Below are 20,211 nucleotides of genomic sequence, written 5' to 3'. Positions count from 1 at the left end.
CCGCAGTGCGGTTTCGCTCCTGCTTGGTTTTGCTCCCGACGGGGGTTGCCTGGCCGCCGGCATTGCTGCCTGTGCCGGTGGTCTCTTACACCACCTTTTCACCCTTACCGGACGAATCCGGCGGACATTTTCTGTGGCCCTTTCCGCAGGTTTTCCCACCCGGGTGTTACCCGGCATCGTGCTCTTTGGAGCGCGGACTTTCCTCAAACACCCGCGGGTGCTTGCGATCGCCCGGCCGGCCTACGTAGCACCTTCATCATATCCTGCGGCGGCGCGGCCGTCAACCTGAAATCCCTCCCTGGCTAACGAAACGCTAACGACTTTCTAACGCGTTTTTTCTTGCAACCCCATCCCAAGCCGACTATAATCCTTTAAGTAAGACGAAAAGAGTGTGGCATGCCAATTTACACCTACCGCTGCGATAACTGCGGCGTTCAGTTCGATCGACGTCAACATTTCGACGATCCGCCCCTCACCCGTTGCCCGGAATGCAACAAGGAGGCGCTGCGGAAAGTCTATTTGCCAGTTGGAATCGTGTTTAAAGGAAGCGGATTTTACGCTACGGATCACCGTTCACCATCCGGCCAGGTCGCATCCGGCAGCAGGAAGACGGAAAAAGCGGACGAAAAGAAAGAAAGCAGCACGGCAGAGAAGAACGACTGAGGCGTTCCCTATTTATATATAAACGAGCCGGACGAACGTCCGGCTCGTTTACGTTTTCCCACCGGGCCATGATCCGGGCGATCACATCTGAAATCCCTTGCTCGCCTTGACGATCTTGGATTTGAAATTGGTCACGTACTCGAGTAGACGATCGCTCAGCGTGGCCCATTCATCCGTGTCCAGGGCCTGACGCACTTCGTCCAGATCGTCGGCCAGGAATTCGGTCAGCATCTGCGGAGATTGCCCGTACGTGGTGTACCAGGCCTCCGCTGGTTCGATTCCCAATTTCTGCAAGCCGGGGACGAATTCCCGCACGAGGAACTCGAAATATTCTTGTTCGCGACCGGGGATCATGTCCCAGGTCAGCAGCAATTTAATCCCCATGCATCTTCCTTCCCGCGGCCCGTTTCGAGAACGCCCTCATGCCTGTCATTACAGCGTTGGCTCGAGGACGACGACCTGCGTGTCCTCCGAGAGCCCACTCTTCGCAATCTTCAAACCCGGTAGCGCCTCGTATTCGCTGATTCCCATTTCGGAGAGGAAACGTTTGAGTGTGCCCAATTTGAGCTCGATGTCGCCGATCTTGTAGTGCATGGGAACGACGACCGACGGCTCGATCAGGCTGATGACCTCGGAGGCCTGGGAAGGCGTCAGCGCGCCGCCGCCGCCGACCGGTACCAGGGCGATGTCAACGGTTCCCAGATCCTCGATTTGCGCCTGCGAAGGCACGTAGGCCAGATCGCCCAGATGCACGACGGTGAGCCCATCGAAATCGAACATGTACAGCATGTTCGCTCGGGCTTTGGTCTTCGTGGATTTCTTGGGGCGCATCTGGATTCCGATGATGAACACCTCGCCGATCTCGTATTCCCCCGGTCCGGTGATCTCGCGCCGCACGCCCTTCACCGCTTTCACGTTGTTGTGGCCCGCCGCGTCGTGGCTCACGGTGACGATGTCCGCCTTCAATTTCAGCGGCGGCAGCCCGATCTCCGCGCTGTACGGATCGGTGACCACGGTTGCCTTCCCGCGTTCGGACAGGCGAAAACACGAAAGACCATACCAGACGATTTCCACGCTTCCTCCTTGGCTATAGAAATCCGATTATACACGATTGCATCCCACTCGCCATACACCAGAGACGGCGAATCCGCCTCGTATTTGGAGTCAAATTCGCCTTTGGGATACAATGAATCCGCGAACTGCGGGAGGTGAATTTGCAGCCATTGGAAATCGGCGGCGGCCGGGTGACCGAGGGGGAACCCCATCGCTTCCGTATGACCCTGCCGCCGGAACGAAAGAAATACGCAGACGCGCAGCTGGACGATTACCGTCCCCTGCCCCGGCGCAGCTTTCCCTGGCGGCCTCCGCTGCGTATGCGGCTGCGCGGGCGCGCCTCCCATCCTGCGCCGGTCGGCACCCTGGGCTTCGGTTTCTGGAACGACCCCTTCAGTCTCTCTCTGGGCCAGGGCGGTGCCGCAAGGCGGCTGCCGGCCGCGCCCAACGCGCTCTGGTTTTTCTATGCATCGACGCCGAACGACATGGCACTCGATCCATCCGTGCCGGGACACGGTTGGAAAGCCGCCTGCCTGCGCTCAGCGGCCTTTCCTTCGCTACTCCTGGCTTTCCCAGCCCTGGCCGTCGCCGGGCTGGCGCAGGTGAAACCCCTGCGCCGGCCGCTGATGCGCACGGCGCTTCGCTTCATCCACGCCGAGGAACGTCTGCTCGAAACTACGCTCGTCGAATGGCACGACTACGAACTGCGTTGGCAGGCGCAGCGCGCTGCGTTTTACGTGGACGGCGTCGAGGTGCACTCGGCCGTCGATCCGCCCACCGGACCGCTGGGATTCGTCGCCTGGATCGACAATCAGTTCGCCGTCGCATCTCCCGAAGGGGGTTTCCGTTTCGGCACGCTCGCGACCCAGGAAGAACAATGGCTGGAGATCGAAAATCTGTCGCTCGAGCCCGGCTAGACGCCCCGGAATGCGATACACTACTTGGTAACGAATAAATTCCGTTAAAACGAGGGGAGAGGCATGCGCAGACGTAAATTGGGTTGGACCGATCTGCAGCTTTCGGCCATCGGTCTGGGTACCTGGGCCATGGGCGGATCAAACTGGCAGTTCGGCTGGGGACCGCAGGACGACGAACGCTCGATCGCCACGATCCACACCGCGCTGGATCTGGGAATCAACTGGATCGACACCGCGCCGGCCTACGGCCTGGGGCATTCCGAGGAGGTCATCGGCAGAGCGATCCGTGGCATGCAGGAAAAACCCATTCTGGCCACCAAATGCGCGCGCGTCTGGGGCGAGGAGCGCATCCTCCACGCCAGCCTGAAACGCGAAAGCATCCTGCGCGAGGCGGAGGACAGCCTGCGGCGGCTGGGCGTGGAACGCATCGACCTGTATCAGATTCACTGGCCGGAACCGGAGGAGGACATCGAGGAAGCCTGGCTCGCAATGGAATCGCTGATCCAGGACGGCAAGATCCGCTACGCGGGCGTCTCCAATTTCAGCGTGAAACAGATGCAAGTCATACAGGCGCTGCACCCCATCGCCTCCCTGCAGCCGCCCTACAGCCTGCTGAAGCGCGGGGTCGAAGACGAAATCCTGCCCTACTGCGGCGAAAACCAGATCGGCGTGATCCCCTACAGCCCGCTGCAGAAAGGGCTGCTGACCGGCAAGGTCACGCCCGAATGGGTGGCGGGGCTGCCGGAAGGCGATCACCGCCACGGCGACCCGGATTTCCGCCAGCCCAGGCTGGCGCGCAACATGCGCGTCGCCGCCGGTCTGGCCGAAATCGCCCGGGAAAGCGGCCACACCGCGGCGCAGATGGCCATCGCCTGGCTGCTGCGCCGGCCGGAAGTCACCGCGCCGATCGTCGGCGCGCGTAAACCTTCGCAGATCGAAGGCACCGCGCCTGCCGGGGATTGGGAACTGAGCCAGGCGGAGATCGCCGCCGTAGAGAAGCTGCTCGAAGAAGCCTGACGGGGATATAAACCAGCACCCCCAACCAGTGGGGATCCGGTCGAGGGTGCATAAGTTTGGACGTCCTGTTGGATGAATGTTATGGACGCCAAGAAGAGTATACATCAAATTGGTAATTTTGCGCGCATGACTTAAGGCACTGGCGGTGGGTTCTGCGGCGCAGCGCCGTAGAACTGCCTGCTTTTCAGAATTCGTGCTCCCATTTGTAGGTTGACTGCAAGGCGCGGACGGCCGAAGGTGCGCTACGATAAAAGGTATCGGGCGATCGAGACCTTCGAGGATTTTCCGCATGTCAACACAACGACGAGTCAGTGACCACGAGCGGGGGCAAACGCAGGCCGAATTCGGCATCATTACTTTGATCCTGGCCATCGTGGTTATCGCCATCATTTTCCTCATCGGCCCGGCTCTTGCGGGCATTTAATCCCCCTCCAGTAAACAATCTAGTTTAAGCTTCCCCTTCGTTCTGGCTGCGCGCCCGCAGCCGCTGGCGCAGCACGTCGATCGGCGCCAACTCACCGTCCTCGGCCTGGTAATACCAGTGCTTCCAGCCGTTGCACGGGCTGCCGTTCATCAGGTGTCTCCCCGCCTGATGGATCGAGCCTTCGAAATCCCCGATGCGCAGCTTGCCGTCCCGTCCGATGCGGGCAGGCAGGTCACGCTTGCCGCGGAAGAACAGCGTCTGACCTGGTTTTAGATATTCATGTTCGAGCAGCTTCGTGAAGGGAATGCGCGCCGCACGCCGTCTGCGATCGCGCGGGTGGGACACCAGGCGCTCGTCGGCTTCCGGCTCGATGTCTTCGATTCGCCGGCGCGCCAGATCGACGTACCCGGCCTGGCGTTCGATGCCGATCCAGCGCCGCCGCAGCCGTTTGGCCACGGCGCCCGTCGTGCCGCTGCCGAAAAACGGATCGAGCACGACGTCGCCGGGGTTGCTCGAAGCCAGGATCACGCGCCGCAGCAGGTCTTCCGGTTTCTGCGTGGAGTGCGCTTTCTCCCCGTTCGACTTCAAACGCTCCGCGCCCGAACAGATCGGCAGCGTCCAATCGCTGCGCATCTGCTTGCCTTCGTTCAGCGCCTTCATGGCGTGGTGGTTGAACGTGTAGCGCGCACCCCTGGATTTGCTGGCCCAGATCAGCGTCTCGTGGGCGTTGGTGAAGCGCACGCCGCGGAAGTTGGGCATGGGGTTGCTCTTGATCCACAACACGTCGTTCAGGATCCAGTAGCCCAGGTCCTGCAGGATGGCGCCCAGGCGGTAGATGTTGTGATAGGTCCCGATGACCCAGATGGTGCCGTCATCCTTGAGCACGCGGCGGCAGGCGCCGAGCCAGGCGCGGCTGAATTCGTCGTAGGCCTCGAAGCTGGCGAAACGATCCCAGTCGTCCTGCACGCCGTTCACCCTGGTCATGTTCGGGCGCCACAGCTCCCCCTTGAGCTGCAGGTTGTAGGGCGGATCGGCGAAGATCAAATCCACGCTCGCCGCCGGCAGCTGCGGCAGCAGTTCCAGGCAATCCCCGTGCAGGATTCGACCGAGATAGGTTTCGATGCCCGGCATCCCGCTCCTTCGATTCGACATCTATCAATCCATCCGTGTGCAGTTTTCCGCTAACAAGTCTACACGCGACGCCCTCGTTCTTCAACCCGCGCCGGACGACGCACCACCTCGATTAACGATAGAATAATGCGCAAAACCCAACCCGAGGAAAGAAAATGGAGGCCTGGCGAGAATCCTTACGCTACGATCCCATCCCTCCGCTGCTCGCAGCAGACGACGAGGCGCCGCGCTACTTCACCCGCCGCGATCTCCTGAGTGAGCCGGTCGAACCGATAGAGCGTCTCTGGGAACTTCCCGGAGCGCAGAAGATCGTCAAACGCCAGCAGAATGACGGATCGTGGAAACGGTCGGGGAAAGAAAAGCACCCGGCGATCAACTACAAGCTGATCGAGACCTGGAAGCAGTTCCGTTTTCTGGTGCAGATGTACGGATTCACGCGCGAAAACCCGGCCGGCGAAAAGGCGTCCGAGTTCATTTTCTCCTGCCAGACGGAAGAAGGAGACATCCGCGGCATGCTCGCCAACCAATACGCCAGCTACTACACCGGCGCGCTGCTCTTCCTGCTCGTCGAAGCCGGCTACGCGGACGATCCCCGCGTGGAAAAAGCCTTCCAGTGGCTGCTCGCCATGCGCCAGGACGACGGCGCCTGGTCGGTTCCCATCGTTACCCACGACCTGGACTGGCCGACGCAAATCGAACTTACCAGTCAGCATCGCCAACCACTGCAACCTGATCGTTCGAAACCGTTCTCGCACAACGCCACCGGCATGATCCTGCGCGCCTTCGCCGCTCACCCGCGCTACCGCAAGAGCGAAGCCGCGCGCCGCGCCGCCGAGCTGCTCGCCTCACGCTTCTTACAAAAGGACGCAACCACCTCCTACCAGGCCGAACGCTACTGGATCATGTTCCAGTATCCTTACTGGTGGAATCAATTGGTATCCGCGCTCGATTCCATTTCGCTCATCGGCGTCCCCAAAGAGAACGAAAACGTGCGCAAGGCACTGGATTGGCTGGTCGATCACCAGCAGGAAAACGGGTTGTGGAAGTCGTCCTACGCCGAGGGAGGCAAGGCCCACGCTGCATCGAAGGACAGCGGACCATGGGTGAGCCTGGCGATCTGCAGGATACTGAAACGCTACGCGAGCTAAACTCGATCCGCCCAGTCCCGAAGGATTTTTCCCGCCGCGAGCGGCAAGGGTAAAAACAAAATCCCCCTCTTCCGACTTCTACGTCCGAAGAGAGGGAGTGAACGGAACGACGAGCGTTACGCCGTTTCCGACTTGACGATGGGGATGTAGATGTCGACCTCAGACGTATCATCATCCGAACATCTCTCGTCGTACACCTCGAGATCCGCCGTCATGGCATGCTCGTAGCCGGACTCCGGCAGCCAGGTGGAATAGATGTAGCGGGTCGTGTCCTGAATGGCCTTTGTGCACGGCCCCCTGGCCGTGAAAACCGCATAGGTCGCCGCGGGGACAGTCCGCCCGATCATGTCGTCGGGCACGTCATCCAGGCTGCTCACTTCCTTGGCGATCATGTAGGTGAACTTGGGGCTTTCGAAGTCCATGCAAACCCCGTAGCAGGTGGTCGGATTCACTGCGTTGGGGATTTTGTCCAACGTATTCTTGGCCATCTCCTCTTCCCAGAAGAGCGGAATGCGTTTGATGTTTTCTTCATCTTCGATGGTGCACTTGATCGCCGGTCCGATGACCAGAAATTCCGCTTTCTTTACGATATTGGGTTCAATCGCAACCATGTCCAATTCTCCCTTCAATTGATTGTGGACTACATCCACGGGCAGGAAGGTGCGAAACGAGGCCTTGCGATTGCGGAAATCACCGGGATTCCGGCCGGTTTCTTTCTTGAACGCCCGGGTGAACGCTTCCTGAGATTCGTACTGACACAGGAACGCCAGCTCCAGGATGCCGATTTCCGTCGTGCGCAGCATCTCGCTCGCTTCCGAAAAGCGCCGCCTGCGGATGTATTCTTTCAACGAATAGCCTGCCATGGCTTGAAACAAGCGATAAAAATAATACGGCGAGAAGAAAGCCCGGCCTGCAACGTCTTGCAGGTCGATCGGCTCGAACAACCGCTCCTCGATGTAGTCGACAGCTTTTTGTATCCGCTCGGTCGTATCCATTTTCTCGCTCCCGGTCAGAAGAACTATAAAGGAAGAAGTGCATCTCGTTTTGATATTTTGTGCGGACTTCACGGATTGTCTGAGGTATACCATCTGAAACGATCAGGAAGATTAATTTTTCATGGATCTTGAGCGGAAGCGGCGGCAAGTCGATGAACGGGGTCTATCCGTCAGCGAAGAATCGATCCTCTATCTTCCACGTCTGTTCAACCGTAAGCATCCATGACTCATTCCTTGGAACCAATCCGTTTCACCTTGTAGCCCGCGCGGGCCAGAAACACAGGCAAGCGCCGGACGGCAATACGATTTTTCTCCTTGTCCGCCTCAGGAAGGTCCTCCCAGGGTACGAGCGCTGGATGGAATTTCTCGCCCGGATACTGATGGCCAGGCGCGTATTTCCATCCCGGCTGCAGCTTCTCGAGGCACCGTCGCCCGTGCTCCAACTCCGCCAGCCGTTCGACGTCGGTATCGGAGAATAGAAATACCGGTTCGGTCCAATCCCACAGGACGTTCAATCCGCATCCGACTTGCCTCAGGAGTTCGCCGACGTGATCCACCTGACGCCGGTTGGCCTCCCGCATGCTTTCGGAGAGCAGTCCCCACGGCAGCCTGGAAACAGTGCTCGAATCGGCGGCGCGAACCTGGTCTTGATGGCGCAAATATTCCTCGTGCAGCGCTCGGGCCAGTGTCTCGTGCGTTCCCCGGTTAACGATCGCGGGCGTACACGTGCGCTCCAGCAAGCCGAAAGGTTGAATCGAGACCAGATCATCGTTCTCCACCCGGCCGCGAATCAAATCCGCCATGCCGCTCTCTTCGGGGACGCGCATGATAATGGGCGTCGAATACTCCGGCAGCCGGCGGCGGAGGGTCAATCCTGTAAACAACGCTTCGGAGGGTTCGTCGTAGCAGATGACGGCGATGTCGATGTCGGTCAAGCCATCCACATCGACCAGGTGTTCGCCGCGAATAAACTCCGGGGAATTGACGCTCATGTTCAGGGCCGTGATCTCCGCGCTCGATGAAAGCCCGGGATAGCGGGCGTTCAACAACGCGAGCACTTCCTTCGCACCCCGGTCGATCAGGGTCATACGGATGCGTTCATCCGTATTCCCCCGCCTGAAGTACCATTCTCTGGCGGTTTCCACGACGAGATTCGTGCCGAGCTTGTCCATACCCACGATCAAAACGTGCTGCGGACTCTTCCTGAGGCGGGCGGCTTTCCTGTTTAGTACGTAATCTTCGACGAGGATCTGCGCGCCGAACAGATAGACATTGAAGGTCTCGAGGCGGATGTTTTCGAAATACTGGCCGCCGAACTTGCGCTCTTGCAGCAGGTCCCACAACGCAGGATCGACGACGTGAATCATGCAGTTGAGCGGATCGGCGCTTCTCCGCGAGCATAATTCGTTCGCCCGGACGGCCATTTCGGCATTCACGCGGTCGTTGTCGGAAACCGCGATGAGTACGTTCGCTCGCTCGATTCCCGCCTGATTCAAGATGACGGGATCGTCGATGTCTCCAACGATGACCAACGCCCCGAGGCGTCTGCAGATCTCGGTTTCAGGGTTCGCTTCGCTTTTTGCGATCACGACGACTTTGACGCCCTCGGCCAGGAACCCCTTGACCAACAACACGCATTTGTTGGTCGTACCGCCGATAATGACGTGACCGCGCCAGGAGTGTGACATCAACCATTGGAACTGTTCACGAAGAAATCTCATCAAACCACGCAACACCGTTCCCCGCGGGACGAGCAATCCATCGAATTTGACGGCTGGAAAGAAAGTGGACGCAGATTGACTTCATGGGTTCAAATCGATCTCGGTCCGGACCAATTCGGACACATCACCGGGATCGATCGGGCCACCTGAGGGATTATAGAAGATAGTCATCGTCGGCGAAAGTGTAACTTTCGGGTCAACGGTGGTTGATATAATTCTCTGAGATCACGAAGCGGGATTTGCTTCGCGGCGTCCGAAGGAGAAGCGCTGATGCAAAACGAGCAGTTGATATCGCGTAAAGTCGTCATCGTGGGCGCAGGCGCCGTAGGCGCGACGTTCGCCTACGCCCTGGCGCAGAGCGGTCTGTCAGACGAAATCGCCCTGCTCGACGTCAACCAGGAGTTGGCCAAAGGAGAAGTGCTGGATCTTTCCCACGGCCTGCCGTACTACCCCAACGTGCAGATTTCCGTCGGACAGGCGGATGCGTACGCAGACGCCCACGTGATCGTGATCACCGCGGGTGCGAAGCAGAAAAGCGGCGAAACACGGCTCGACTTGCTGCAGCGAAACGCGTCGATCATCGAAAACATCGTCGACGACATCGTCGAACACGAATCGAAAGCCGTCATCGTTGTGGTCAGCAATCCAGTGGACGTATTGACCTACCTGGCGCACAAGAGGACTTCGTGGGAACGAGGCCGCGTGATCGGCTCTGGCACGGTGCTCGACAGCGCCAGATTCCGCTACCTGTTGAGTATGCACTGCGGCGTCGACGTCCATAACGTTCATGCCTACATTCTCGGCGAACACGGGGACAGCCAGGTGGCGGCGTGGTCGATGTCCCACTTCGCCGGCGTGCCGATCAACGAATACTGCAAACACTGCGGGAGCTGTGAAGGCTGGGAGAAAACGAAGTCCGAGATCGAAGAACAAGTCCGCCGCTCCGCGTACCACATCATCGAATACAAGGGAGCAACCAATTTCGCGGTCGGCCTGGCATTATTGCGAATCGTGGGCGCCGTTCTCCGCGACGAACGCAGCGTCCTGACCGTCTCCGTTCCGCTGCAAGGCGAATACGGGTTGAGCGAAGTCAGCCTGGGCGTTCCCAGCATCGTGACGCAGAACGGAGTGGAAAGCGTCATCGAAGCCAACCTGACGCCTGACGAAATAGAGGCGCTGCACGCCTCTGCTTCGCTGCTGCAAGAATCGCTGAAGGCTATCCAGCGCTGATCATCCACGAAGGAATTTTGAGGTTTTCAGGTTGATTTCCACCGCTGGATGCGTCCGGCGGAAAGAAAAGGATCAATCTGAGGCGTTTTGCAGGACGCGCGCGAGCAATCTTCCAATCTGCTCGACGGTGGGAGGCTTACGCAGCCAGCCGCTCAATCCCTCGGCCTCCAGGTCCAGCAGCTCATCTTCGCGCGGATGGCCCGTCATCATCACCGTTGGCACCGCCAAACCCTGCTGCTGGATCCTTCGCAGCAGTTCTTTTCCCCCCATTTCGGGCATCACAAGATCACTCAACACGAGATCTACTTCCTGTTCGTTCTTCGCCAATATCTCGAGCGCCTTGCGGCCGTTGGAAGCTCCCAGAACGCGGTAATCCAGAGACGAAAGGATTTCGACCAAGGCCTTCAACAAGGCTTCGTTGTCCTCAACCACAAGGATCGTCTCTCCATGACCACGATAGGAGGCCCGGACATCAACGGCCGGATGGTCGGCGGGCTTCTCCGATTCAGCGGGTAGAAATATATCGAAGGTGGTTCCCTTTCCAGGCAGCGAATCAACTGTGATGTAGCCCCCGTGTTGTTTAACGATTCCGTACACTTGCGCCAGCCCCAAGCCGGAGCCCTTTCCCGGCGCTTTGGTCGAGAAGAAGGGATTGAAAATATGCGGCATCACATCCGCCGATATGCCGCTGCCATCATCTGTCACCGTAAGGCGCACCCAATCCCCCGACGGCAGTTCCGGCATTTTGGCCGCCACCTTTTTATCAACACGCAGGTGATTGAGCTCGACCTGCAGCAAACCTCCCATCGGCATCGCATCGCGTGCGTTGAGCGCCAGATTCAACAGGATCTGCTGCATGCGCGTCGGATCGGCGTTGACCGTGTATTCATCGTCACCGCTCTCAAACTCAATACGCACGGTTTCGGGCAGCATGCGCTGCAACAACCTGATCTGTTCTTGCAGAACCTTCGCCAAATCGATCGGCCGGCGCTCGAGTATGGCGCGGCGCCCGAAATCCAGAATCTGTTGAATGAGATCCCTGGCTCGATCTGTCTGCTGCGTGATGATCTCGAGGTGCTCTCGATACCCGACCGGCAAATCCGGATCGCGCAAATGCTGACGGGCGTACAAGGCGATGATCGACATGATGTTGTTGAAATCGTGCGCCAGACCTGCGGCCATTTGTCCCACGGTGGCGAGCCGCTCCTGCTGATGAAGCTCCCGCTGAACCTGGCGTTCCAGGGTTACGTCTTCGACAACCAACAGGAAGTTGCCGGTCTTCTGTTCATCGCTCATCGATTGCGTAGTGACTTCGAAAACGCGGCCTTTGGCCGTCACCTCGTGGCGCAGACCTGTCTTCAGCGGCGTGGAAATTAAATCCTGCAGCATACGGTTTCCCAGGTGTGTGAGCTTGCTGCCCACCTGGGCGTTTGCCAGGACCTCGAGGGCTTCTTCCCCAATCGGATTGGCAAGAATGACTTTATGAGCGGAGTCGAGCAAGAGTAAACCTACAGGAACGGTGCTCATCACGTCGAGCAGCCGCTGCGCGTGCTCGCGCAGCTGGTCGAGCAGCATTTCTCGCTGCTTTTCGGCGACTTTGCGCTCGGTGATATCTCTGGAAACCGAGATCGAAACCTGTTTATCGTCGATCGTGGCAAAATTGATCGTCACTTCAACCGGAAATTCCGATCCGTCCTTTCTGCGGTGGACCGTCTCCATGATCGTGATACCCTGTGCGTGCGTCGTCGTTCGATGCTCTCGCCACCGTTGCTCATCGAGATTGGAGTCGATTTCCCAAATGCGCATGCTCAATAATTCATCACGGCTGTATCCGAGATTATCACAGGCGTATTGATTGACGTAGTAGATGCGCCCGTCATCATCCACTTGAAACATGCCGATTTGCGCATGATCGATGCCTGCGTGAGTCAGCGCCAGGCGAAGCTCTGTCTTCTTCCTTTCCGTGAGGTCGCGCGTGATGCTCAGGATCGCCGGCTCTCCTCCATAGGTTACCAGGCTGGAGCTTACCTCAACCGGAAAGGTTTTACCCTCCTTGGTCACGTGCTTCGTTTCGAATACTTGGGTCTCACCCATCTTTATGCCTTCGATAAGGTGGGTGATTTCACTCATATCCAATTGTGCGTCGATATCGTTTGGTCCCATCGAGAGCAGTTCTTCCCGCGAATATCCCAGAACTTCGATGGCCGCATCGTTCATTTCGAGGAATTTGCCATCGAAATCGATCACGAAAGCAGTGTCGTTCATTCCGTTGACCAGCGTCTTGTATTCCTGTTCTCTTTTTACCCACTCCGTCCGATCTCGTAATGTCAACAGGAGTCCCGTTGCTTCTTGATCCATCCCCATGATGGGAATCATCGTCCAATCACATATACACTGCTTCCCCTGAGGATCCATGTTGAAACGAAAAACTTTCGCAGATTCAAAAACGACTTCTTTGAAAGCCAAAACGCGGTGAAAAAACGTTTTGTTTTCCGTGCTTGGGTATAAGGCGAAGAAATTCTTGCCCCGGAAATACGCCGGATCTCGTCCGGCCGCATCGGCGAACGCCCGGCTGACACGGATGATGTCGAAGTCCAAATTCAGGTGAACCACCAGCATGTGCGTGCGATCGAACATACTTTCCAGAATTTGATGCACTTCGATGGAATCTGGCTTGCCCGCAGCCCGCAGGGCTTCCAACTCGTCTACGCGGCGGCGTAACTCGTCGATCTGCTGCACAAGCTCTTTCTTGGTTTTCCTCGTGGATGCCATCACGTTCCTGTTATCATGTTCGATACTTGAATCAAAATCACCACGCTACGGTATGAAAAGAGTGACCGGAATTCAGGGAAAGAAATTTAGGTGATAATGAATGGTTCGTATAGCGGATTGCAGAAGATAAGGATTGGATTTTCTCTTGTCTAGATGGTCTCGATGATGAGTGGCTATAGAATTTCTGTTGTCGCCTCGAACCGAAAAGTGAATCAAATCTGAAACTCCTACAAGTGTTCTCTAGAAAACCATGCGGCAGTGTTCGCTGTATTATCGTTGGCAACGTGAGTGTTTATTGGCTCCAACAGCCGGATGGATTGTGTGGCTGCAGGATGCTGATAGCCGGGGTATGCTGGGACGACGAAAATAGCTTCGTTCTGTGTTGCCCCTTTTGATTTGCTATCCAACTGTCTTCATTCTACAGTTTTATAAAGTAATTGTGAAGCGATTTTTATGTACTATTCACACGGTGAACAGATAAGACCAGGACGATGCGGTTTCTAAGGATTCCGAAGCATCGTTTCCAGTCGATTTTTACGTGCCCCCAGAAAAATTCATCTATCGCGTTGTCCTGACCTCCGTTAGAATAAGCGTCACACGCTGTAGAATCTTGACATTCACCATCGATCAAGGTATCCTTCCAACGTCATCTGCGGGCGTAGTTCAGTGGTAGAACGTCTCCTTGCCAAGGAGAAGGCCATGGGTTCGAATCCCATCGCCCGCTCTGATCGAAATCGCCATTCATTAATATTAAGCATCCAGCGGCAAACGGCGATTGCCCTACTTCTCCAAGGCGACGTAGCCAAGTCTGGTAAGGCAAGGGTCTGCAAAACCCCCATTCGTCGGTTCAAATCCGACCGTCGCCTCTGTATGATCGAACGACATCGACGAAACCATGATTCCTCCTCGAGCCCCATACACCGCGCATTAAATATGACAGCCCGCTATCTTTCAACACGTTAAGCGCTCCATCCACGTAGATCACCCATGGAATTGACCGCAGCCTTCGTCAGAAAAACGCCGACCTCCGCGCATGCTGTCCATGTTCAATCTCAGTAAGGGAAGAAGAAATCGGAGCCGGTCCACCACAGGATCTTGATCCTCAGGCGAACGCCCTGACGAAGTCAGCGGGGGTGATTCCAGGAGCTTCGATTTCGTGGCGGGCGAAGAAGTCGTCGATGGTTTGCGTGAGCCGTTCGGGTTCCGTGCTGGCTCCCTCGAGCGAACGCTCAAATTCAACCAGGGATTCCGAGGGATAGAAGAAGAAATCACCGGAAATGTGGACGTCGCGCAATTCACCGTCACGAGCGACCGCGGAAATTCGAATCAAACCTCCGGGCGCTTTATAAACCTTCTGGATGACTTGCACGCCGTCCCGAATTTTCAAGTTCCACAGATCAGGATGGCGTCGATCGTTGGAAAAGAGCCATTCCTGTGTATCCATGAGGGCGATACGCTCTGCGGCTCTGCTCTTCAGCTCGCGATCTATTTGCTCGTGTTCCGTCATAGAACCCAGAATCGACTCGTATCGCCTGACGAGATCCTTCGCCAGGTCCGCCGTATTGGGAAGGTTTCCCGTCTCGTTTCGGATGGTGCTCAAGTTCTCGCGCAGCGTCTTGTTCACCTTGTCACGGAACTTTTCGTCGGGGACCCGCAAGACCTTTGCCATCATGTCGTAGTTGAAATCCAGGATGAAATTGCCGACGAGCACTACGCTCTCTCCGATTTCAGCCGCCCCGTTCCCTGAAATTTTCCGATCGTGCGCGAGAATATCGTTGACCGGTTTGTACTCCGCCTGTACACCAATAGCCCGGTAAGTCTCCACGACGGGCAGCAGGAATTTCCGGAAGTATTCGGATTTATTGGCCGGCACCTGCGGATTGTCGCGGCGTAGAACAAGCTGATAGAACAACTGACCTTCGTCCAGATAGACCGCACCTCCGCCAACTTCGCGGCGAAAGACGGGGATGGCTTCCCGTTCGGTGAAATCCAGGTCGATCTCCATCTTCGCATCCTGGTGAAAACCCAGACATACGTAAGGCGCCGCCGGGCGCAGGATGAACAGCGCTTCTCGCTGAAGGTCGGCGGCCGCATGGTAAATCGCCTGGCTGTCCTGCCAGGGAACCCGGTCTAAAAAGTAATATTCCATATGCTCATTCCCCGCAGCGTCACCTCGAAATTGTCGACAACTTCGTACTGGTGCACCGAGCCACCCAATGCGACTTCTCCGGCAGACGAGGCAAGAATGCAAGATTGAGTATCTCGCCGTCACGCGCGATCGAGGGGCTTAAACGCTTATAAGCAAAACCCACTCTCGCGAAACCCGACAGGTGGCATCATCCGATTTCGCCGGTGGGAAGAAAGCCCCACTCGATCAAGATCTCTTTCGCACGTCTCAAGATTACCGGAAGTTGACCGGCTACAATTGGGCTGAGCTCGACTCCGACGGACAAGTCCGCGGGCTGCACGCCGATGAGGTGCAAATGAGACGGCAAACGGTGCCGTAAGTCGGCCAAACCCAGCACTTCCTGGAAGCTCGTTTGATGGATCGACATCTTTACGCCGCTGTAGAGCGGAATCTGATTTTTCGTCAGTTCCACGATCGTTCCTGGCGCTTGTCCGGCATTCACGCTGTCCAGCAAGAGCAGGTGACTTGCGTCCTCGATCAACGGCAGCAGATTCAAACCGAGCGTCCCGCCGTCCAAGAGTTGGAGACCGATGTCAGGCTTTCCGAGTTCCGCCTCCAACCGGCGCACCGCGTGGACTCCCATCCCCTCGTCCGAATTCAACAGGTTCCCGATACCGAGTACGATCGCGTTTGGCGCTAACACAGACTTCCCTTCGGCGAAAAAGAATCAGAGCAGCATTTTTTCAGGCCGCGGCAACCCATCTCCGGCCGGCCTTCGTATGGAATTTCTCCCGCCTCCAAATTCATTCGTTCTATACGTGACAGGCATTTTTCCCCGGATCCGTGGAGACCTGCGTGAGCGGGTTGCCCTGTGCATCCACCATGTGAATGGCGCAGGCCATACACGGATCGAAGCTGTGAATCGTGCGTAGAATTTCCAGCGGTTGATCGGCAACCGCCAGCGGCGTTCCGACCAGCGAAGCTTCATACGCACCAGCCTGCCCCTGTACGTCGCGCGGCGAAGCGTTCCACGTCGTCGGCACGACGAGCTGATAGTTGCTGATTTTCCGACCGTCGATCACCACCCAATGGCCCAACGCCCCGCGCGGCGCTTCGGTGAACCCGAAGCCCTCCGCATGCCCCGGCCAGGAAAGCGGATTCCAGCGTTCGCCGTTGAAGGTTTGCGTATCGCCGGAAGCTATATTCGCCAGCAGATCCTGATAGTATCCCTGCATCGCGTCGACGAAAACTTTGGTTTCGATCGCCCTCGCAGCCGAACGGCCCAGGGTCGAGAAAACGGCCTGCACGGGCGCGTTGAGCGAATCCAGCACCGTTTCGACAAGCTGATGGGACTCTTGGTCACCGGCGGCGTACATCAGCAGCACGCGCGACAGCGGCCCGACCTCCATCGGTGTACCCTTCCAGCGAGGGGCTTTCAGCCAGGAGTACTTGGAGTCGACGTTCAATTGTTCGTACGGTGGCTGCGGGCCGGTGTAATTCAGCTTGGTCTCTCCCTGGAAGGGATGCAGACCGGCCGAATCCCCGGCGCCGTATTCGTACCACGAGTGCGGGATGAACTCCTGCACCTGTGCGAAATCCTTGGGATCGGGATCGATCACGTTCGCCAGGTCGCGCCCGAGGATCACCCCGCGAGGTACGAGGAATTTGCTTACGTCCTGGATATCGTCGCCGGGGAACTCACCCCAGCTCAGGAAGTTGCCCAACCCCTCGCCCAATCCGGCATAGTCTTTGTAGTAAGGCGCGATCGCCAGCAAATCGGGCAGATAAACCTGGTCGACGAACTCGATCATCTTCTGGATCGCTACGCCGACGACAGAAAGGCGCTCCGCGTTCAAGGCTTCATCGCTGTTGATGTCGATCGGGCAGGGCACGCCGCCCACCAGGAAATTCGGATGTGGATTCTTCCCACCGAAAATGGTGTGCACGGCGACGACGTCTTTCTGCCAGTCGAGGGCCTCCAGATAGTGTGCCGTCGCCAGCAAATTGACCGCCGGGGGAAGCTTGTAAGCCGGATGTCCCCAGTAAGCGTTGGCAAAAATCGAGAGTTGGCCGCTGTCTACGATTCCCTGCAGCCGGGTTTGGATGTCCTTGAAGTAGCCGGGTGAACTCTTCGGCCAGGAGGAGATCGACTGGGCAATCTGCGAGGTTTCGGCCGGATCCGCTTTAAGCGCGTCGACCACGTCGACCCAATCCAGCGCGTGCAGATGGTAGAAGTGCATCACGTGATCGTGTACGTACTGCTGGCCGATCATGATGTTGCGGATCAGATTGGCGTTCTTCGGTATGCGGATGTCGAGGGCGTCTTCCACAGCACGGATCGAGGCAAACGAGTGTACCGTGGTACACACCCCGCAGGCGCGCTGGGTGAAAGCCCAGGCTTCGCGGGGGTCGCGATCCTTGAGGATGATCTCGATCCCGCGCACCATCGTGCCGGAAGAATACGCCTTCTGCACCTTCTGCGAGTCATCCACCTCCGCTTCGATGCGCAGATGGCCTTCAATACGCGTGAGTGGATCGATAACCAGACGTTGGCTCATGTTGTATCTCCTATCGGGGCTGCTCGCGCAACCAGGTTAGTGCTTCTTCTTCGGTGTCGAAATAGCGGACCTCATGCAGGTAGTACGATTTGGGCACGTCCAGAATTTCAGGGTCGATTTCCGCCCCGAAAATGGCGCTGGTGGGAAGCATGGGCCGCATGTGCTTCAGATGCCTTGCGCACTCCTCGGCAGTCGTATCGCTGAGATCGATCAACAGCTTACCGCGGTAGTCTTCAAAGAACTGCGCCAGCGAGCGCACATCTTCTGAAGTGAAGCTGCCGGAATGTTTACAGCGCATCACCCCTCGTTCGACAGGACTCAAGGAAAACGAAGCCATTGTTCATTCCTCCCGTTCAAGCAGAACCGCCTGCTGGGAAATCACTCCTCAAGCGATTCGGCGACCATTTGCGAAAGTCCGTAGATCTTCCAATCCAGGTCGAAATGCTGTACAGAATCGGTGAACTGCAGACGGCAGTTGGAGCAAGCCATCGTCACTCGCTTGGCACCGATTTCGTTCATCTGGTCGATCTTTAGTTCGAAGGCATCAAATCGTTTCTGATCGGCTTCCTTGATCGAAATCACACCGCCGCCTCCACCGCAGCAAATGCCGTCTTCCCGATTGGGAGTCATCTCGACAAAGTTGTTCGGCGCCAGGATGTTGAGAATCTGGCGCGGTTCTTTGATATGACCACCCTTGCGCTGAATCTTGCAGGCGTCGTGAAACGTGATCAGGTTGTCGTCCATCGCGCCAGCCTTGAGTTTGATACGGCCTGCATTCAGGAACTCACCCAGCACGCCGGCGATGTGTGTCACCTCCAGCCCTTTGGGAACCTGTACCAAGTTGAAGGACGTCCACCGCAGCGCCTCGTAGGCGTGCCCGCATTCGGTTACCATCACGCGCTTCACACCCAGTTCCTCCGCGGCGTCAAAGATGCGCTTCAAGAACAAAATGGTGTGTTCGGTACTGCCTTCAAAAAGACCAAAGTTGACTACCTCACGGCCCTTGCTGCTGATCGTCCAGCTCTCTCCGGCGGCCTCCATGATCTTGGCAATGTAAGCGAAATTACTGGGGAATTTCATCAACTCGATCGATGTGAAGACGGCCATCGTGTCGGCTCCTTTCACGTCGATCGGCAGCTTCACCTCCCATTCGTCCTGGATCCAATCCATGCGGTCCTTCCAGGCGTCCAGATCGACACCCAACGGGCTGCCGTCCTCGATTTGCTTCTGGGTGGCATCTTCGAGGTCCTTCGGCACCTCGCCCGCAGCAGCCAGCGCACCCCTCACGCCGTGGATCAGCGATCCGAGGTCGATGCCCATCGGACAGACCTGAGAACAGCGGTTGCACAGGGTACAGGCTTCGTAGTCGATCGTGCGCCAGGTATCGAGATCGGAGTCCGAAATCGGCTTTTCGATTCCCAGCGCCAGCTTCAGACGCCCACTGAGCGTGAAGCGGCCTTCGTAGGCCCGCCGCAGCAGCTCCATCTTCCATACCGGACTGTATGCAGGATTGCCGCTGCTGATGTAGAAGTGGCAGGCCTCGGCACACATACCGCAGCGCGTGCAGGCTTCGAGCTGCGAAGCGACCCAGCCACCCGTGTCTTCGACAAATTGGTTAAGCGCTTCTTGTGTCGCGAGCATCGATAACCTCCTAGGGCATCACGCCACGTTTGCCGTATTCGGTACCGTGGATCGTGCGCGAGAAGAAATAGAACATGAAATGTGAGATACGGCTGAGCGGGATGTAGATCAACAGCATGTCGACGGCCAGCATGTGCAGGCTGAAGAGCGTCGTATAGCCGAACCAGAGATGGTGAGCCATGATGTAACCGGTAACCAGCGGTAAAAAGACCACACCCCAGTTCAGCCACTCGGCCGGGCCGCTGATCATGCGCAGGACCGGATTCACCAGACGGTTGATGAACAGCGCCAGCATGGCCACGATCGCCACGGCCGCCATCCAATCGACGATCGGCAGCGGGAGCGTCGGCCAGCCAAAACCAAGCAGACTCTTCCATACCAGCATGTGCGCGGTACCGAGGAAAATGACGGCGAACAGCCCGAGGTGAAACAAGCCGCCGGCAACGTAAATCAACGGGTTGCGTTTGAACGTGTCCTTCACCCAAGGAATGAACGGCCAGATCAAAATTCCTTTGAGGTACGACTTCAACACGCCGACAGTCTTGCTGCCCATGGCGGGCACGCGGTCACGACCCCAACCGAGCAGCAGCACCCGAATCAAGCGGTAGGTCATGCCGCCGACGAAAATTATCAAAGCTACTTCAAACAACGGTCCGCGCGCGAAGCGGAGTACTTCATCCCAGGTCAGATCAGCCTCCAGACTCTTTGCTTTTGGTTCGGGCGCGCTTCTTTTGTGCTTGATTGGCGGCTGCAGCTGCCGCGCCCAGCGCCAGACCCGTCCCTGCCGCAGCACCGATCGCCATTAAATCCGGC

At 57.4% G+C, this 20,211-nt stretch carries 18 protein-coding genes, 2 tRNA genes and 1 other RNA gene; 8 read left to right on the top strand and 13 right to left on the bottom strand.

All coding sequences use genetic code 11. The features are described from left to right. Positions 1-243, bottom strand: an RNA gene (gene rnpB / locus P8Z34_13665) — RNase P RNA component class A; the annotation flags it as partial. 153 nt (positions 244-396) lie between these two features. On the opposite strand from rnpB, the gene P8Z34_13660 reads away from it, so the two are divergent. After that, positions 397-663: a zinc ribbon domain-containing protein gene (locus P8Z34_13660; protein MEJ2551721.1), complete on the top strand. Its 267-nt coding sequence runs from the start codon at positions 397-399 to the stop codon at positions 661-663. Between the two features lie 81 nt (positions 664-744). Here P8Z34_13660 and P8Z34_13655 read toward each other — a convergent pair whose 3' ends face one another. Further along, positions 745-1,047, bottom strand: a complete 303-nt coding sequence (locus P8Z34_13655; GenBank protein MEJ2551720.1) for a hypothetical protein — start codon at positions 1,045-1,047, stop codon at positions 745-747. Positions 1,048-1,095: 48 nt separating this feature from the next. Next, a complete protein-coding gene (locus P8Z34_13650) occupies positions 1,096-1,737 on the bottom strand; it encodes an MBL fold metallo-hydrolase (GenBank protein ID MEJ2551719.1) in 642 nt (213 codons plus the stop codon). Between the two features lie 140 nt (positions 1,738-1,877). On the opposite strand from P8Z34_13650, the gene P8Z34_13645 reads away from it, so the two are divergent. The 3 genes from P8Z34_13645 to P8Z34_13635 all read left to right on the top strand — a co-directional run bounded on the left by P8Z34_13645 (position 1,878) and on the right by P8Z34_13635 (position 4,074). After that, entirely contained in the window at positions 1,878-2,633 is a 756-nt protein-coding gene (locus tag P8Z34_13645) for a family 16 glycosylhydrolase (GenBank protein MEJ2551718.1), read from the top strand. Positions 2,634-2,696: 63 nt separating this feature from the next. Continuing rightward, positions 2,697-3,650: an aldo/keto reductase gene (locus P8Z34_13640; protein MEJ2551717.1), complete on the top strand. Its 954-nt coding sequence runs from the start codon at positions 2,697-2,699 to the stop codon at positions 3,648-3,650. A 289-nt stretch (positions 3,651-3,939) separates the two neighbouring features. Beyond that, positions 3,940-4,074: a hypothetical protein gene (locus P8Z34_13635; protein ID MEJ2551716.1), complete on the top strand. Its 135-nt coding sequence runs from the start codon at positions 3,940-3,942 to the stop codon at positions 4,072-4,074. A gap of 24 nt (positions 4,075-4,098) precedes the next feature. On the opposite strand, the gene P8Z34_13630 is transcribed toward P8Z34_13635, so the two are convergent. Then, on the bottom strand, positions 4,099-5,226 hold the full coding sequence (locus P8Z34_13630; protein MEJ2551715.1) for a DNA methyltransferase: 1,128 nt from the start codon (positions 5,224-5,226) through the stop codon (positions 4,099-4,101). A 134-nt stretch (positions 5,227-5,360) separates the two neighbouring features. Here P8Z34_13630 and P8Z34_13625 point away from each other — a divergent pair, with 134 nt between their 5' ends. Further along, positions 5,361-6,353 (top strand): prenyltransferase/squalene oxidase repeat-containing protein, encoded by a 993-nt coding sequence (locus tag P8Z34_13625; GenBank protein MEJ2551714.1) that lies wholly within the window; start codon positions 5,361-5,363, stop codon positions 6,351-6,353. Between the two features lie 116 nt (positions 6,354-6,469). Here P8Z34_13625 and P8Z34_13620 read toward each other — a convergent pair whose 3' ends face one another. Together P8Z34_13620 and P8Z34_13615 are read right to left on the bottom strand one after the other, a co-directional pair. Then, positions 6,470-7,348: an AraC family transcriptional regulator gene (locus tag P8Z34_13620; GenBank protein MEJ2551713.1), complete on the bottom strand. Its 879-nt coding sequence runs from the start codon at positions 7,346-7,348 to the stop codon at positions 6,470-6,472. Between the two features lie 227 nt (positions 7,349-7,575). Continuing rightward, positions 7,576-9,069: an NAD-binding protein gene (locus P8Z34_13615; GenBank protein ID MEJ2551712.1), complete on the bottom strand. Its 1,494-nt coding sequence runs from the start codon at positions 9,067-9,069 to the stop codon at positions 7,576-7,578. A 270-nt stretch (positions 9,070-9,339) separates the two neighbouring features. Here P8Z34_13615 and P8Z34_13610 point away from each other — a divergent pair, with 270 nt between their 5' ends. Then, the gene (locus tag P8Z34_13610) at positions 9,340-10,299 is read left to right on the top strand and encodes an L-lactate dehydrogenase (protein ID MEJ2551711.1); all 960 of its coding nucleotides are present in this window, start codon (positions 9,340-9,342) and stop codon (positions 10,297-10,299) included. 72 nt (positions 10,300-10,371) lie between these two features. On the opposite strand, the gene P8Z34_13605 is transcribed toward P8Z34_13610, so the two are convergent. Further along, positions 10,372-13,071 carry a PAS domain S-box protein gene (locus P8Z34_13605; protein ID MEJ2551710.1) on the bottom strand — a complete coding sequence of 900 codons (2,700 nt, stop codon included), beginning with the start codon at positions 13,069-13,071 and terminating at the stop codon, positions 10,372-10,374. A 652-nt stretch (positions 13,072-13,723) separates the two neighbouring features. On the opposite strand from P8Z34_13605, the gene P8Z34_13600 reads away from it, so the two are divergent. Both P8Z34_13600 and P8Z34_13595 read left to right on the top strand, forming a co-directional pair. Continuing rightward, positions 13,724-13,795: transfer RNA gene (locus tag P8Z34_13600), tRNA-Gly, on the top strand. A 68-nt stretch (positions 13,796-13,863) separates the two neighbouring features. Further along, a tRNA-Cys gene (locus P8Z34_13595) sits at positions 13,864-13,937 on the top strand. A 236-nt stretch (positions 13,938-14,173) separates the two neighbouring features. On the opposite strand, the gene P8Z34_13590 is transcribed toward P8Z34_13595, so the two are convergent. The 6 genes from P8Z34_13590 to P8Z34_13565 all read right to left on the bottom strand — a co-directional run bounded on the left by P8Z34_13590 (position 14,174) and on the right by P8Z34_13565 (position 20,047). Further along, the gene (locus tag P8Z34_13590; GenBank protein ID MEJ2551709.1) at positions 14,174-15,220 is read right to left on the bottom strand and encodes a lipoate protein ligase C-terminal domain-containing protein; all 1,047 of its coding nucleotides are present in this window, start codon (positions 15,218-15,220) and stop codon (positions 14,174-14,176) included. 187 nt (positions 15,221-15,407) lie between these two features. Further along, positions 15,408-15,902 (bottom strand): HyaD/HybD family hydrogenase maturation endopeptidase, encoded by a 495-nt coding sequence (locus P8Z34_13585; protein ID MEJ2551708.1) that lies wholly within the window; start codon positions 15,900-15,902, stop codon positions 15,408-15,410. A gap of 109 nt (positions 15,903-16,011) precedes the next feature. Beyond that, positions 16,012-17,757 carry a nickel-dependent hydrogenase large subunit gene (locus tag P8Z34_13580; protein ID MEJ2551707.1) on the bottom strand — a complete coding sequence of 582 codons (1,746 nt, stop codon included), beginning with the start codon at positions 17,755-17,757 and terminating at the stop codon, positions 16,012-16,014. Positions 17,758-17,767: 10 nt separating this feature from the next. Then, on the bottom strand, positions 17,768-18,094 hold the full coding sequence (locus tag P8Z34_13575; protein MEJ2551706.1) for an STAS/SEC14 domain-containing protein: 327 nt from the start codon (positions 18,092-18,094) through the stop codon (positions 17,768-17,770). A 41-nt stretch (positions 18,095-18,135) separates the two neighbouring features. Then, complete coding sequence (locus P8Z34_13570; GenBank protein MEJ2551705.1) at positions 18,136-19,398, bottom strand: (Fe-S)-binding protein; 1,263 nt, start codon at positions 19,396-19,398, stop codon at positions 18,136-18,138. Between the two features lie 10 nt (positions 19,399-19,408). Further along, positions 19,409-20,047, bottom strand: a complete 639-nt coding sequence (locus P8Z34_13565; GenBank protein MEJ2551704.1) for a hypothetical protein — start codon at positions 20,045-20,047, stop codon at positions 19,409-19,411. Positions 20,048-20,211 lie beyond the last annotated feature (164 nt).

Source organism: Anaerolineales bacterium (assembly GCA_037382465.1).
Lineage (GTDB): Bacteria > Chloroflexota > Anaerolineae > Anaerolineales > E44-bin32 > WVZH01.
Note: the sequence above shows the minus strand (reverse complement) of the source record. Positions and strands in the feature narration are given on the sequence as shown.